The 14300-nt window shown below is 73.3% G+C and carries 13 protein-coding genes; 10 read left to right on the top strand and 3 right to left on the bottom strand.

The features are described from left to right. Positions 1-87 precede the first annotated feature (87 nt). Complete coding sequence (locus tag ACVW2K_RS13220) at positions 88-525, top strand: alpha/beta fold hydrolase (RefSeq protein ID WP_457202802.1); 438 nt, start codon at positions 88-90, stop codon at positions 523-525. Here ACVW2K_RS13220 and ACVW2K_RS13215 read toward each other — a convergent pair. From ACVW2K_RS13215 to ACVW2K_RS13205, 3 genes are all read right to left on the bottom strand, one after another. Next, the gene (locus tag ACVW2K_RS13215) at positions 522-3287 is read right to left on the bottom strand and encodes an ATP-binding protein (protein WP_457202801.1); all 2766 of its coding nucleotides are present in this window, start codon (positions 3285-3287) and stop codon (positions 522-524) included. The two genes, ACVW2K_RS13220 and ACVW2K_RS13215, sit on opposite strands and share 4 nt — an antisense overlap. 25 nt (positions 3288-3312) lie before the next feature. After that, positions 3313-4011 (bottom strand): sigma factor, encoded by a 699-nt coding sequence (locus ACVW2K_RS13210; protein ID WP_081790354.1) that lies wholly within the window; start codon positions 4009-4011, stop codon positions 3313-3315. Between the two features lie 171 nt (positions 4012-4182). Beyond that, positions 4183-6954: an ATP-binding protein gene (locus ACVW2K_RS13205; protein WP_028636872.1), complete on the bottom strand. Its 2772-nt coding sequence runs from the start codon at positions 6952-6954 to the stop codon at positions 4183-4185. Between the two features lie 106 nt (positions 6955-7060). Between ACVW2K_RS13205 and ACVW2K_RS13200 the strand changes: the two genes are divergently transcribed. The 9 genes from ACVW2K_RS13200 (at position 7061) to ACVW2K_RS13160 (ending at position 14299) form a co-directional block, all read left to right on the top strand. After that, a complete protein-coding gene (locus ACVW2K_RS13200; RefSeq protein ID WP_028636873.1) occupies positions 7061-8788 on the top strand; it encodes an FAD-binding protein in 1728 nt (575 codons plus the stop codon). Between the two features lie 85 nt (positions 8789-8873). Next, on the top strand, positions 8874-9200 hold the full coding sequence (locus ACVW2K_RS13195; RefSeq protein WP_028636874.1) for an NADPH-dependent FMN reductase family protein: 327 nt from the start codon (positions 8874-8876) through the stop codon (positions 9198-9200). Beyond that, positions 9197-9667 carry an alpha/beta fold hydrolase gene (locus tag ACVW2K_RS13190; protein WP_051548964.1) on the top strand — a complete coding sequence of 157 codons (471 nt, stop codon included), beginning with the start codon at positions 9197-9199 and terminating at the stop codon, positions 9665-9667. The genes ACVW2K_RS13195 and ACVW2K_RS13190 overlap by 4 nt, the downstream gene beginning before the upstream one ends. A 62-nt stretch (positions 9668-9729) precedes the next feature. Continuing rightward, a complete protein-coding gene (locus tag ACVW2K_RS13185; RefSeq protein WP_028636875.1) occupies positions 9730-10677 on the top strand; it encodes an alpha/beta hydrolase in 948 nt (315 codons plus the stop codon). 35 nt (positions 10678-10712) lie between these two features. Further along, complete coding sequence (locus ACVW2K_RS13180; RefSeq protein WP_036569831.1) at positions 10713-11450, top strand: alpha/beta fold hydrolase; 738 nt, start codon at positions 10713-10715, stop codon at positions 11448-11450. Positions 11451-11453: 3 nt separating this feature from the next. Continuing rightward, on the top strand, positions 11454-12800 hold the full coding sequence (gene qcrB, locus ACVW2K_RS13175; RefSeq protein WP_081790355.1) for a cytochrome bc1 complex cytochrome b subunit: 1347 nt from the start codon (positions 11454-11456) through the stop codon (positions 12798-12800). Beyond that, a complete protein-coding gene (locus ACVW2K_RS13170) occupies positions 12797-12988 on the top strand; it encodes a hypothetical protein (RefSeq protein ID WP_028636877.1) in 192 nt (63 codons plus the stop codon). The genes qcrB and ACVW2K_RS13170 overlap by 4 nt, the downstream gene beginning before the upstream one ends. A gap of 415 nt (positions 12989-13403) precedes the next feature. Further along, a complete protein-coding gene (locus tag ACVW2K_RS13165; RefSeq protein ID WP_028636878.1) occupies positions 13404-13610 on the top strand; it encodes a hypothetical protein in 207 nt (68 codons plus the stop codon). Continuing rightward, entirely contained in the window at positions 13607-14299 is a 693-nt protein-coding gene (locus tag ACVW2K_RS13160; RefSeq protein ID WP_155992003.1) for a DedA family protein, read from the top strand. The genes ACVW2K_RS13165 and ACVW2K_RS13160 overlap by 4 nt, the downstream gene beginning before the upstream one ends. The last annotated feature ends 1 nt before the right edge of the window (position 14300 follow it).

The following is a 14300-nucleotide window of genomic DNA, read 5'->3' as shown; positions in this document are numbered from 1 at the left end:
TCGTCCCTTTCGTCACGGGCCGGGCGGGCTCCCGGTCACCCGTGATGACCGCGTCACCGACCGGTTCGTGACCACGAGAGGACCACCATGAGCCCGCTGGAGCACGTCCGTACGGACGTCCTGGAGGTCGCCTACCTCGAGACCGGACCGCCGGACGGGCCGGCGGCCGTCCTGCTGCACGGCTACCCGTACGACGTGCACAGCTACGTCGACGTGGGGCCTCGACTCGCCGAGCACGGGTACCGCGTCATCGTCCCGTACCTCCGCGGCCACTGGCCGACCCGTTTCCTCGACGGCGGCACGACCGCGCCACGCTGGACCGGACGGCCGAGTCGTTCGACAACCCCGATCACGTCGACTGGTGCTGCACTCGTACCGGCACCGGCTCGGACAGGCTCGGGGAGCACCGGAGTACACCGTCCTGGAGCGGATCCTGGCGAGCCGGCCGCGGGGCACAACCTGCCCCAGGAGGCTCCCGATGCCTTCGTCGCCGCAGTCCTCGACGTCACCCGTCTCGCGGCCTAGACACTCTCGGCCAGGGCCGCACCGATGTCCTTCCGGGATCGCACTCCCAGCTTGGTGAACACCTTCCGCAGGTGCCACTCGACCGTGTGTGCGCTGATGAAGAGCTGGGCGCCGATCTCGGGGTTCGTGAGGCCGGCGGCGGCGAGCCGGGCGATCTGGGACTCCTGCGCCGTGAGCTCGGCGCTGGTCTGCGGCGTCGGACGTTCGGTGGCCACGCCGGCCGCGGCGAGCTCGCGCCGGGCACGCTCGGCGTACGCCCGCGCGCCGATCCGGCTGAGCTGTCGATGCGCGGCGACCAGCTGGTCGCGGGCCTCGGCGCGACGGCCGGCGGCACGCAGCCACTCGCCGTACGCGAGCCGCGCTCGCGCTGCCATCAACCGGCCCTCGGTGCGCTCGAGCCGCTCGACGGCCTCGCGGTGGAGCGCATCCGCGTCGGGACCGGAGGCCTGCAACGCCGCGACGTACGCCCCCGTCCCGAGCGCCCAGTCGCCGCCGCACACGGCTGTCAGGTGCGCCAACCGCCGGGCCGCTTCCGCGGCCTCCGGCTCATCGAGCCGCCCGATCCGGGCGGCCGCCTCGACCAGCTCGATCATCGAGGAGATCGCCAGCCCCATCTCCTGGGGATGAGCCGAACCGCGAACGGCCGCGGCGTACGCCTCCTCGTGGCGGCCCAGTCCGTTGTCGAGCACCGCCGCCGCCCACTCGGTCGCCGTCAGGACCTTCCCCTCGGTTCGCAGCATCGGGTCCTCGACGACGACGGCGATGGCGGCGCGAGTCCGGTCCTCGTCGCCCAGCCACGCCTCGAGCACCAGCGCGCCGTAGTGGCCGAAGAACGCACTGCCGGTCACCTCGCCGATGATCTCGGACTCCTCGACGAGGGTGCGGGCGGCCACGAGGTCGCCGGCGTGCACCCGGCTGGAGAGCTCGAGGAGCAGCGCCGACGGGAGCAGTGAGAGCGCCCCGACCTCGCGCGCGAGCTCGACCATCGCCGCCGGCAGCTCCGCCCAGGCCCGATCCTCGAAGACGTTGTGGGCCATCCGGCAGGCCAGCGGCAGCCAGGCGAGGTCGACGGCGGAGATGCCGCCGGTGCAGTAGGCGGTGAGCGCCTTCCGGATCAGGGGTACGCCGGCGGCGTACCCGTCGGCGTACAGGCGGGCCACGCCCTCGAGCAGCTGGTCGGACCGCGTCGGGTGCCGCGGCGGCCTCATCGCCAGCACGGCCGCGGCCACCTCGTCGATGCTCTCGCCGCCAGGCAGCTGGCCGGCGGTGTACGCCGCGTAGAAGGCGTCGCGGTACGTCTCTCTCGCCTGGCCGGGAGCGAGCCTCTCGAACTGCTGCGCAGCCTCCAGCAGCAGGGGCAGTCCGGCGCTCGGGCTGCGGGAGGCGGACAGTACCTGCCCTCGCACCAGCGTGGCCTCGGCCGCCTCCCGGTCGTCCAGCGGGCGGAAGCGGATCTCGTCGAGCAGCTCCAGTGCCTCGTCGAACTCGCCCGCACGGCCCTTGGCGCGTGCTGCGGCCAGGGCGCGCGACCCCCGCCGCACCGGGTCCGGCGTGAGCTGAGCGGCCCGGTCCAGGAAGGCGGCCGCCGCGCGCTCGCCACCGCGCGCGCGGGCCCGCGCCGCCGCCCGCTCCAGCCCTGCGGCGACCGCTTCGTCGGGCTGCGTCGTGGCGCTGGCCAGGTGCCAGGCCAGCCGGTCCGGCTCCCGGTCCGGGTCGGTGACCTCGGCGAGCGCTCGGTGGACCTCGCGCCGGTCCTCGGGCGCCGCGGAGCGGTAGACCGCCGCCCGCACCAGCGGGTGCCGGAACCGCACCATCGTGCGGACATTGAGCAGGCCGGACTCCTCGGCCTCGGCGACGGCGGCGTCCACGTCGAGGTCGAGCCGGCGCGAGGCGTCCCTCAGGAGAGCGATGTCCCCCACGGGCTCGGCCGCGGCCACCAGCAGCAGGCGCTGGGTGGCTGGCGTCAGGGCACGCACGCGCGACCGGAAGGTCCTCTCGAGCTGGCTGGTCAGCGTCGTCCGCTCCGGGTCGTCCGGACGGCTGCCGAGCTCGGCGCTGGTCAGGGCGCCGGGCAGCTCGATCAGCGCGAGCGGGTTCCCCCGGGCCTCGGCGAGGATCCGGTCGCGCACCCGGCGATCGAAGCGACTGGGGGCCACGGTCGACAGGAGCGCCCGCGCGGCGCGGTCGTCCAGGCCCCGCACCTCGAGCCGCGGGAGACCGTCGAGCGGGTGCCCGCGCACGGGGTCGCGCATGGCGAACACCAGCAGCACCCGCTCGGCGTGCAGCCGCCGCGCGACGAAGGCGAGCGTCTGCGCCGACACCTGGTCGAGCCACTGGGCATCGTCGACCAGGCAGACGAGCGGCTGCTCCTCGGCGACGCCGGCCAGCACGGTGAGCACCGCGAGCCCGACCAGGAACCGGTCGGGCGGGGTGCCGGCACTGAGGCCGAACGCCGTCTCCAGTGCCATCCGCTGCGGTCCCGGCAGTCGGTCGAACCGGTCCAGGAACGGCGCGCACAGCTGGTGCAGGCCGCCGAAGGCCAGCTCGACCTCGGCCTCGACGCCCGAAGCCCGCGCCACCCGGCAACCATCGGCGGTGTCGCGCACGTGGTCGAGAAGCGCGGACTTGCCGATCCCGGCATCACCGTGCAGGACGACGGCCGCGCTCGCACCGCCCTTGACGCCCGTCACGAGGTCGTCGAGGGCTGCGCACTCTCGTCGCCGGCCGAGCAGTGCCCCCGGCCCTCCGCTAGCTCGCTCCATGGCTCCCGGGACGAGCCTAGCCAACCTAGGCGGCGCGCGAGCGATCAGTCCGTTGGCGTGGACGCACGGTCCGCGAGCAGGTCGCCGGCTCCACGTCCCGGGTCAGGACCTGTTCGAGTGCCTCGAGGTGACCGCTCCGGGACGCGGTGAGGAACGCCGTCACCAGGTGCTGGTGCAGATCCGGGTCCACCGGTCGGTCGCGGTCACCGTCGATGCGGGTCTGCGCACGACGCACCAGCTGCCGGGCGTTGGGGATGCTGGTGCGGAGCAGGCGCGCCACGTCGCCGTACGCGTAGTCGAAGCCTTTGCGGAGCAGGTACGCCGCGAGCTCGCCGGACGTCAACCGCGACATGAGCAGGGCAAGGGTCTCCTCGACCTCCGCGGTCTGCTCGGCGCGGCGCGTCGGGTCGAACGCGGGGTCCACCAGGTCGGCCAGCGGCGCCTCGGCCGGGGTCTCGTGTCGATGCCGTGCGGACTGGATGACGTTGATCGCGAGGCGCGTGGTCGCCGTGGTGAGGAACGCCGCGGGGTTCTTGACCGTCGACCGGTCGGTGCGCTGCCAGCGGAGCCAGGCCTCCTGGACCACGTCCTCGGCGCTCGAGACGTCACCGGTGACCCGGTAGGCGACGCGGAACAGACGGGTACGGTGCGCGAGGAAGACCTCGACGGCGATGTCCAGCTCCGTCCCCGTGCGGGTCGTCGTCTCCAGGCCTGGCGCGGACATCGCGGGCTCCTCTGCGGTGGGTGGTGGGGATGCCTCCACCCTCGTTCCGCAGGGACCACGCTCGCGCCCCGGAAGTCCGTGGTCGGGTCCGTGGGCAACCCCGGTGGATGCCCTCCCACGGAGCGCCGCGGACCGTCCCACGGGCCTCCGCCGACTATGGAGTGCGGGGGGTCACGCCCCCGGGGCCGGGGTCACCAGGGCGGCCCCGAGATCGCGCCGGGAGCTGATCCCGAGTTTCGTGTACACCTTGCGCAGGTGCCACTCGACCGTGTGCGGGCTGAGGAACAGCTCCGCGCCGATCCTCGGGTTGGTCATGCCGTCCGCGGCCAGGGTGGCGATCTGTGCCTCCTGGGGCGTCAGGGCGGTGACCGGCTCCGCGTCGCGCACCCGGACGTGCTCGCCGGTGGCGAGCAGCTCCCGGCGCGCGCGCTCCGCGAAGGCCGTGGCCCGCATCCCGCCGAACATGTCGTGGGCGGTACGCAGGTGCTCGCGAGCCGCGGCCCGCTGCCGGTGGCGGCGCAACCACTCGCCGTACAGGAGGTGCGTGCGCGCGACCTCGACCTCGACGCGGTCGCGGGCGAACTCGCGGACCGCGGTGCGGTAGAGCTCGTCTGCCTCGTCCCCGTCGGCCACGAGCGCCCGGCACCGGGCCGCGGCGCCGCCGGCCCACCCGGAGCCGGCCGGACCGGTCAGGGCGAGCAGCCGTTTGACCGACTCCCGGGCCTGCGCGAGCTCGCCGCAGCGTACGGCGGCCTCGACGTGCTCCACGAGGGAGAGCCCGGTGAAGTTGTAGCCATCGTGGTCGACACCCTGGCGGGCGGCGACCACGGCATCGTCGTACCGCCCGAGACCGTTGTAGATGACGGCCTGGACGAAGCCGGTGACCCCGAGCAGCGAGACCTCGCCGTGCTCCGTCGCGGCGGTGCGCGCATCCTCGAGGATGCCGGCAGCGGCGTCCAGCTCTCCGCGCCAGGCAGCGAGGACCAGGGCTGCATAGGTGTGGGGAGCGTTGCCGGTGGCCTCGGTGATGGCGTTCGCCTCGTCGATGAGCCGGCCGGCGACCGCGAAGTCGCCGTGATGGATGTCGACCCCGCCCGAGTAGATGAGCGCCGGTGGCAGCATGCCGAGCGCGCCGATGTCGCGGGCGACCCGGACCGCCCGGCGGGCCAGCCGGTCCCAGGCCGGCAGGTCCCAGGCGTGGTGGATGTAGGACTCGAGGGCGACGGGCACGAGCAGGAGCCAGCGCATGGCGGCGTCCCGGGTGGCGAGCTCCTCCTCCGCGAAGGGGTCGAGTGCCCGACGCAGCGCGGGGACGCCCGTCTCCGGGCCCTCTGCGAGAAGCGTCGCCACGCCGTCGAGCAACAGGTCGGCGGCGTGCGAGGCGGATGGGGGTGCGCCCGACGCCCGTGCGGCGACAGCGGCCGCGCGCGCGCCGGAGGGACCGTGCACGACGCCGGCGAAGACGTTGGCGCTGATCGCCTCCAGGTAGGTCTCCCGCGCCAGGGGCGATCCGGCGGCCGTGAACTGCGCGGCGGCCTCGAGCAGGAGGGGCGCGGCCTCGTCGCTGCGGCTGCGGGCGAACAGGATGCGTGCGCGCAGGCGGGCGAGGCGGGCGCGGTCCAGCGGGCTCAGCGGGTTCAGGTCGGCCAGCGAGGCGAGCTCGGTCGCGCGGTCCGGTGCCGCGGCTGAGAAGTGTGCCTCAGCCGCCGCGAGTGCCCGCCGGCCGCGCCGCCGCGGGTCCGGCGTCAGGTCCGCGGCTCGCTCCAGCAGCACCGCCTCGGCGGCCATCCCACCGCGCTGCCGGGCCCGGTCCGCGGCCTCCTCGAGGAGCGCCGCCACCTCCTCGTCCGGACCGTCGCTCGCCTGCGCCGCGTGCCACGCGCGCCGGTCCGGCTCGAGCACGGGGTCGGTCGCCTCCGCCAGCGCGCGGTGCACGGCTCGCCGTTCCTCGGCGTCGGCCTCGCGGTACACGGCCGACCGGGCGAGCGGGTGCCGGAACCGCACGGACTCGCCGAACTCGATGAGGCCGGCCGCCTTCGCCGGTGCGGCGTCGGGCGTCACCTCGAGCAGCTCGGCGGCACGCAGCAGCAGCCGGGCGTCGCCCACCGGCTCCGCGGCCGCGATCAGCAGCAGCGCGCGCGTCTGCGACGGCAGCGCGGCCAGCCGCCGCATGAAGTCCTGCTCGACGCGGTTGGACACCGAGCCGGCGTCCGCCGAGTCCAGCCCGTACGCCAGCTCGGCGACGCTCCGACCACGGGACAGCTCCAGCAGCGCAAGCGGGTTGCCGCGGGTCTCGGCGACCACGCGCTCGCGCACACCGTCCTCGAGCCGGCCGTCGACGGACGCCTCGAGGAGCTGTCCGGCGGCGAGCGGGTCGAGCCCACCCAGCCTCACCTCCGGCAGTCCCTGCAGCGCCGCCTCGCCCTCCGGTTCGCGGACCGCGAACACCATCGCGACGGCTTCGGCGAGGAGCCGCCGGGCCACGAACTCGAGCGTCTGCAGCGAGACCTGATCGAGCCACTGGGCGTCGTCCACCACGACGAGGACCGGCCGGGTCTCCGAGGCCCGGGTGAGCAGCGTCAGCATGGCCAGACCGACGAGGAACCGGTCCGGCGGGTCACCGACCGCCATCCCGAAGGCCACCTGGAGGGCGTCGCGCTGAGGGTCCGGAAGCGCGCCGAGGTCAGCCAGGAACGGGGCACACAGCTGGTGGAGGCTCGCGTAGGCGAGCTCCATGTCCGCCTCGATGCCCTGGGCACGCGTGACCGTGGTGCCGGAGGCCTGCGCCGCGACGTACTCGAGCAGCACCGACTTCCCGATACCCGCCTCGCCCCTGACCACGCAGACACCGGAGGCACCCGACCGGAGGCCGGCCAGCAGGTCGTCGAGCACAGCACGCTCCGGACCGCGGCCGACGAGGCTGGGCAGCGGTGTCGCACTCACCTGGGCTCCTCGGGACGGTTCCGGGCAAACGCTACCCGGGCTCGTCACATCCGGCGCGCCTGCTCGGTCAAGCCGGACGAGGACACGTCTGCGTCGAGGAGGCCCCATGCATCGTGAGCACCAGCTCGCGACGTCCGTGCTCGTGATCGGCACCGGTGGTGCCGGGCTGCGAGCGGCGATCGAGCTCGCCGAGGCCGGCGTCGCCGTCCTGGCCGTGGGCAAGCGCGCCCCCGACGACCCGCACACGGTGCTGGCCGCCGGCGGCATCAACGCGGCCCTCGCCACCACCGACGCCGCGGACACGTGGGAGCAGCACGCCGCGGACACGCTGCAGGAGAGCGCCCTGCTGGCCGACCCGCGCACGGTCCAGGTCGTCGCCAGGAACGCCGCCCGGGCGATCCACGACCTCGAGCGCTACGGCATGCGCTTCGACCGGCAGCCGGACGGGCGGATCCAGCAGCGCTGGTTCGGCCCGCACACGCATCGGCGGACCGCGTTCGCCGGGGACCACACCGGCCTGGAGGTGCTGCGGGTGCTCCGCGAGCGCATCGCGAGCCTCGAGGTCCCGGTGATCTCCACGCTCTACGTGACCCGACTGCTGGTCGACGAGGGGTCGGTGTTCGGCGCCTACGGGTTCGACCTGGTCGACGGTTCCCGCTACCTGGTCCACGCCGACGCGGTCATCCTGGCCACGGGTGGCCACACGCGCATCTGGCGGCGGACGTCGTCGCGCCGGGACGAGAACACCGGCGACTCCCTGCGTCTCGTCGTCGAGGCCGGGGGCCGAGTTCGAGCTGCCGAGCTGGTGCAGTTCCACCCGTCCGGGCTGCTCGAGCCCGAGCACGCCGCCGGCACGCTGGTCAGCGAGTCCGCGCGCGGCGAGGGAGGCGTGCTGTTGAACAACCTCGGCGAGCGATTCATGGCGCGCTACGACCCCGAGCGGATGGAGCTCTCGACGCGGGATCGGGTCGCGCGAGCGTCGTACACCGAGATCCGGGAGGGCCGCGGCTCGCGGGCCGGCGGCGTCTGGCTGGACCTCTCCCACCTGCCGCGGGAGACGATCCTGACCAGGCTGCCCGCTGTCTACCGCACCCTCCTCGACGTGCAGATGCTCGACGTCACCCGCGACCCCGTCGAGGTCGCGCCGACGGCGCACTACTCGATGGGCGGCGCCTGGGTGCGCCCGGACGACCACAGCACCGACGTCCCCGGGTTGTTCGTGATCGGCGAGGCAGCGAGCGGCCTGCACGGCGCCAACCGGCTCGGCGGGAACTCGCTGGCCGAGCTGCTCGTCTACGGCAGGCTGACCGGCCGTGCCGCGGCCGACTACTCCGCCGGCCTGAGCTCGCAGCACCGCTCGCTCGGTGCCGTCCAGGACGCGGAGGCGGAGGTCGACCGGTCGCTCGCCGCCGAGGGCGGGCAGAACGTCCGCGCCCTGCAACGTGCGATCCGCGACCTGATGACCGAGCACGCGGGTGTCGTCCGCGACGAGACCGGACTGCTCGAGGGACTAGCGGGGGTGGCCGAGATCGAGGAAAGGATGGCCGACGTCGCGGTGCACACCGACATCAGCGGCTACCAGGACCTCGCCCACGCCTTCGACCTGCGCTCGGCGGCACTGGCCGCACGGGCCACGCTGGAGTGCGCCCTGGAACGCCGCGAGACCCGAGGAGCTCACCAGCGCTCGGACTTCCCCCGGGAGGACCCGCAGCTGCAGGTGAACCTCGTCTGGTCGCCGAGCACCGGAGTCCGACGTGAGCCGGTCGCCTCGATCCCGACGCACCTCGCCGAGCTGATGCACCCGGTCCCGACCGAGGGCCGGCTGCTCGAGTAGGGAACCCACGCGAGGACGTCCCGCGCATGTGACTGTCACGGCGCGGCATCCGGTCCGGTCGGGGGTTCAGACGAGGAGGTGACCCGTGACCGAGGTACTGATGACCTGCACGCGCTGCGACGACGAGATCGCCGTCGCCATGGACGTCGCGATCCTCCGCATGGACGTCGAGCCACGTGCCCACGCCGAGCTGCTGTTCTGCTGCCCGACGTGCGGCGCGCCGAGCGTGCGCCAGGTGGTCGGCGAGCTGCTCACCCTCCTGCTCTTCGTGGGCGTGGAGCCGCTCTGCCTGAGCGAGCCGACGCTGCCGCGCGAGGACCGCGCGCCCGCGCACCGGCAGTTGACTCCGGACGACCTGCTCGCGTGGCACGAGCAGCTCGACGGCGTCAGCTTCGTCACTCCCTGGGAGTGACGAGCGGTGTCACGGGCGGCGAGGGTGCCCCGTCGATCCCGCTGCGGTCGCTGTCGGGCGGGCCCGGCTCGGCGCTGTCGGTGAGCGATCCGACCACGATCTTCGGCTTCGTGCCGGCGACGCTGCCGCCCACCGCGACCAGCGACGTCTACCTGAAGAAGACGACGTTCCTGACGTCGTTCGCCACCGGCCTCAGCAAGCACACCGCGGCCGCCCTCAGGGCCACGCAGCGACCGGTGACGCTCGGCGCGCTGAACGAGCCGTCCGGCATCCCGGCGTGGGACACCATCCCGAGCTGGTACCTGATCGGCACCCAGGACAAGGTCATCCCGGCCAGTGCGCAGCGCGCGATGGCCGTGAAGGCGGGCTCGACGACCGAGCGGTTCAAGGCCGGCCACCTCGGTCTCATCACGGACCCCGGTGCCGTCGTCCGCGTGATCACCGATGCGGCGCTCGCCACTCGCTGACCCGTCACAAGTCCGACGGCTGCGCTGTCGGATTGACGTACGTCCCATCTGAAAGGACAACCATGAGCAACCACCACCTCGAGACCGAGGCGCAGGCCCTGACGGACGCCACCGCGCAGCCGCCGTACTTCTACGAGATGACCCCCGAGCAGGCGCGCAAGGTGCTCGACGACGTGCAGGCGGCCCCGATCGCCATGCCCGACGTCGACGAGAAGTGGATCACCGTCCCGGCCGCGGTCGGCGACGTGCGGGTCCGGATCGTCAAGCCGCTCGGCACGACCGAGGCGCTGCCGGTGGTGCTCTACATCCACGGCGGCGGCTGGGTCCTCGGCAACGCCGGCACCCACGACCGGTTGGTCCGCGACCTCGCGACCGGTGCCGACGCGGCCGTCGTGTTCGTCGAGTACGACCGGTCCCCCGAGGCCCGGTACCCCGTCGCCATCGAGCAGGCCTACGCCACCGCGCAATGGGTGGTCGCGAACGGTGCGGCCGAGGGCCTCGACGCCTCCCGCCTCGCCGTCGCCGGCGACTCCGTCGGCGGGAACATGGCGGCCGCCGTGGCCATCATGGCCAAGCAGCGCGGTGACGTGACGTTCTGCCACCAGTCGATGTACTACCCCGTCACCGACGCCGCGCAGGACACCGACAGCTACCTCGAGTTCGCCGAAGGGCCGTTCCTCCTGGCCAAGTCGATGGCCTGGTTCTGGGACGCCTACCTCCCCGACGAGGAGAGGCGCAACGAGATCACTGCGTCCCCGCTGCGGGCCACGACCGCGGAGCTGTCCGGCCTGCCCGAGGCGTTTCTCATCGTGGACGAGAACGACGTGCTCCGCGACGAGGGCGAGGCCTACGCCCGCAAGCTCATCGAAGCCGGCGTCCGCACGACCACGGTCCGCTACAACGCCACGATCCACGACTTCATGATGCTCAACCCCTTGCGGAGCTCGGCCGCGTCCACGGGCGCCGTGGAGCAGGCAGTACACGTCCTCCGCAAGGCATTCGCGGCCTGAGCCTCCCCCTCCCCCCGAAACGAAGGAGCACCACCATGTCCGAGAAGTCCCCTGTCGTCGTCCTGGTGCACGGCGCGTTCGCCGAGTCCTCCAGCTGGTACGGCGTGATCGAGCAGCTGCAGGCTCGAGGCGTCGACGCCGTGGCCGTCGCCAACCCGCTGCGCAGCGTGCGCGGCGACGCGACGTACCTGCGTGACGTGATCGCCGGGCTCGACCGGCCCGTCCTGCTGGTCGGCCACTCGTACGCCGGCATCGTGATCACCGGCGCCGCCGGAGCCGCGAACCCGGCCGTCGTGGGCCTGGTGTACGTCGCGGGATTCGCGCCCGACGAGAACGAGAGCGCCTTCGAGCTGTCGGCGCGACACCCGGGCAGCACGTTGGGCGACGCGCTCACGGCCTACCCGGTCACGACCGGTGGCGACGAGCTCGCCATCCGTGCGGAGTCCTTCCACCAGCAGTTCTGCGCCGACGTCCCCGCGTCGGTCGCCGCGCTGATGGCGAGCACGCAGCGACCCATCACCCAGCAGGCGCTCACCGACGGCCTGCCGACCGACCAGCCCGGCTGGAAGTCCCTGCCGAGCTGGTTCGTCATCGGCGAGGACGACCGCAACATCCCGGCGGCCGAGCTGCGCGCGGAGGCAGAGCGGGCCGGCGCACGGGCCGTGGTCGAGGTGAAGGGTGCCTCGCACGCGGTCGCGGTCTCGCACCCCGAGGTGGTCGCCGAGACGATCCTCGACGCACTCGCAGCCGTGACGTCGGACCAGGCGGCCTGAGCCATGACCACGCCGAGGAGGTCCCTCCTGACCCGCGCCGTTCCGTTGCACTGGTCGTCTCTCCTCGGCGTGGTCTCCGTGGCATGCCTGGCGGTCCTGACCGTCACCGGCGTCGTGCTGATGTTCTTCTACGATCCGTCGTCCGACACCGTCCGGTACGACGGGTCGTACACGCCCCTCCAGGGTGTCGAGATGTCGAAGGCGCTGGCCAGCACCCTCCACCTCTCCCTGGACGTGCCGGGCGGCCTGCTCGTCCGGCAGACCCATCACTGGGCCGCGCTCGTGCTGCCCGCCTCCTTGGTGCTGCAGCTCCTCACCACCTTCTTCACCGGCGCCTTCCGCCGGCCACGCCAGTGGAGCTGGGTGCTCCTGGCGCTGACCTTCGTCCTCGTCCTCGCGGCCGGCTGGAGCGGTTACGCCCTCCCCGACGACCTGCTCGCGGGCACGGGGCTCCGCATCGCTGAGGGAATCGCGGTCGCCATCCCGTACGTCGGCACCCGCGCCGCGTTCCTCCTCCTGGGGGGCGAGTTCCCCGCGAGCGTGGTGACCCGCATGTACTGGCTCCACGTCGCGATCGTGCCGGCGCTGCTCACCGGCGTGCTCGCACTCCGGCTGCGCCTGGTCCTGCGTCGGCAGCCGGCCCAGTTCCCGGGACCTGGTCGCACCGAGTCCGACGTCGTCGGGCTGCCGCTGCGCGCGGTCGCCGTGCGGGCGGCCGGGCTGTTCCTCGTGACTACGGGCGTCCTGGTCCTGCTCGCCGGAACCGTGACCATCGACCCGGTCTGGCTCCACGGCCCTTCCTCGACCGGTCAGGCGTCGTCGGGCAGTCAGCCCGACTGGTACACGAGCTTCCTCGACGGCGCGCTGCGCCTGGTCCCGCCCGGCTGGGAGGTGACCGGCCTCGGCGGCACCTGGTCCCTGACCGTGCTGGTCCCGCAGGCGGTCGTCGCGGTGTTCCTGGCCGCGATCATCGGCTGGCCGTTCCTGGAAGCTCGCCTGACCGGCGATCGGCGCGACCACCACCTGCTCGACCGCCCGCGCGAGCACCCGACCCGCACCGGCCTCGGCGCCGCGGGCGTCACGTTCTTCCTCGTCCTCTGGCTCTCCGGCAGCACGGACGTGGTCGCCACCCAGCTGCACATCTCGTTCGAGTCCCAGGTGGCGGCGCTGCGCGTCGTCCTGTTCGCCGGCCCCCTCATTGCCTTCTGGACGACGCGCTGGCTCTGCCGGTCGCTCGCCGGCCACGAGCGCGAGGAGCGGCTCGAGGGCTACGAGACGGGCCGCATCCTCCGCAGCCCCGAGGGCGGCTACACCGAGGTGCACCGCCCGCTCCCCAGCCTGCGCGGGTGAGCGTCGTGGACCTGACGTCCTGCCCCGAGTGCGGCGGCGCCGCCGAGGTCGAGTGGCGCACTGTCCTCGAGAGCACCGACGGCCCGGTCGAGCACGCCCGGATCAGGTGCGTGCGACGGCACTGGTTCCTGCTGCCGCTCGAGCGGCTGGCCATCGCCCCGGCCTACCGGCCGCCTCGAGGCCACTGACGTCCGGGACGAGTCACCGGGTCAGGTGCGGCTCGGGCCGCTCGATCCGAGGAATCGGCGCCACCACTGCCTCGTGGGCCTCGGCCCTCGTCGAGCCTGTTCCCACTCCGCCTTCGTGAGCAGGTGTCCGTCCCTTCGCTGTCGCGCCACACATGCGGTGTGCGCGTGCCGGCGACGCTCGCGATCGCCCTCCGGAGACAACAGGGTGTTGGGCACCATCGCCATGAAGAGGCCGCCGCAGATCGGGCATGTGTACGTCTTCGCCTGTCCGCCCTGTGCAGGGCGGATGTCCCACCAGCGCACTTCTTCTGCCACCGAGCAAGGCTAATCCGATCGAGGCGCACCGCGTCGGTCCGGGTCCGGTGCCGGGGCGGCCCGCGGGGTCGGCCGTGGCGTGCTGAGTAGCCTTGCCCCGATGAACGAGCCGGACCTCGAGCACCGCTACGGCGGCCAGAACGTCCCCTTGAAGATCCTGTGGTCGCTGGTCGCGCTGGCGATGATCGTCCTCGGGGCGATCTGGGCCTTCACGGCTTCGGGCACCGCCCAGACGCTCGGTCCGATCGTGGCAGGTCTGGGTGTCGCCCTGGGCTACGTCGTCCTGATCCAGAAGCGGCCCCGGTGAGTCCGGGCGCGGCGGTGTGTCGCCCGCCCGCCCCGTGGGGCGACGGGGCCGAACGGGCGGACACCGTCATCGCGCTGCTCCTCGGCTTCTACGTCGCGTACTCGCTCGCGCTCTGGCCGCTCGTCCCGGCGCTGATCGGGTCGCACCCGTTGCTGCTCGAGGTCGTCGGCGGCTCGACCCTGGCCGAGGTGACGGTCGGCGCCCAGAGCCGGCTGGGCGAGCTGCCCCTGTGGGTCGCGGTGGCGGCCGGCGTACCGGGCATGATGATGTTCGACTGGGTCTTCTGGTGGGCGGGTCGGCGGTGGGGTGACCGGGCGCTGCACCTGGCCCTGGGCCGCAGCTCGTCGCCCCGTGGCGTGGCGACGCGCGAGGCCCGTTCCGCGCGGCTCGAGCGAACGGCCGAGCGGCTCGGTCCCGCGGCCGTCGTGCTGGCCTACTACCTGCCGGTGCCGTCGGTGCTGATCTATGTCGTCGCCGGTCTGTCGGGGATGCGCCTGCGCACCTTCCTGGTCCTGGACGTGGTCGGCACGCTCCTGTGGGTCGGCCCGGTCGTCGGCCTGGGATACGCCGTCGGCAAGCCGGCCGTCGACGTGGTCCACGGCGTCGACCGCTACTCCACGCTCCTGGCCGTCGCGGTGCTCCTGGTGGTGATCGGTGTCCAGGTCCGGAGACGACGAGCCGTCGCCTGAC

The sequence above is a fragment of the Nocardioides sp. HB32 genome (assembly GCF_054058995.1).
Note: the sequence above shows the minus strand (reverse complement) of the source record. Positions and strands in the feature narration are given on the sequence as shown.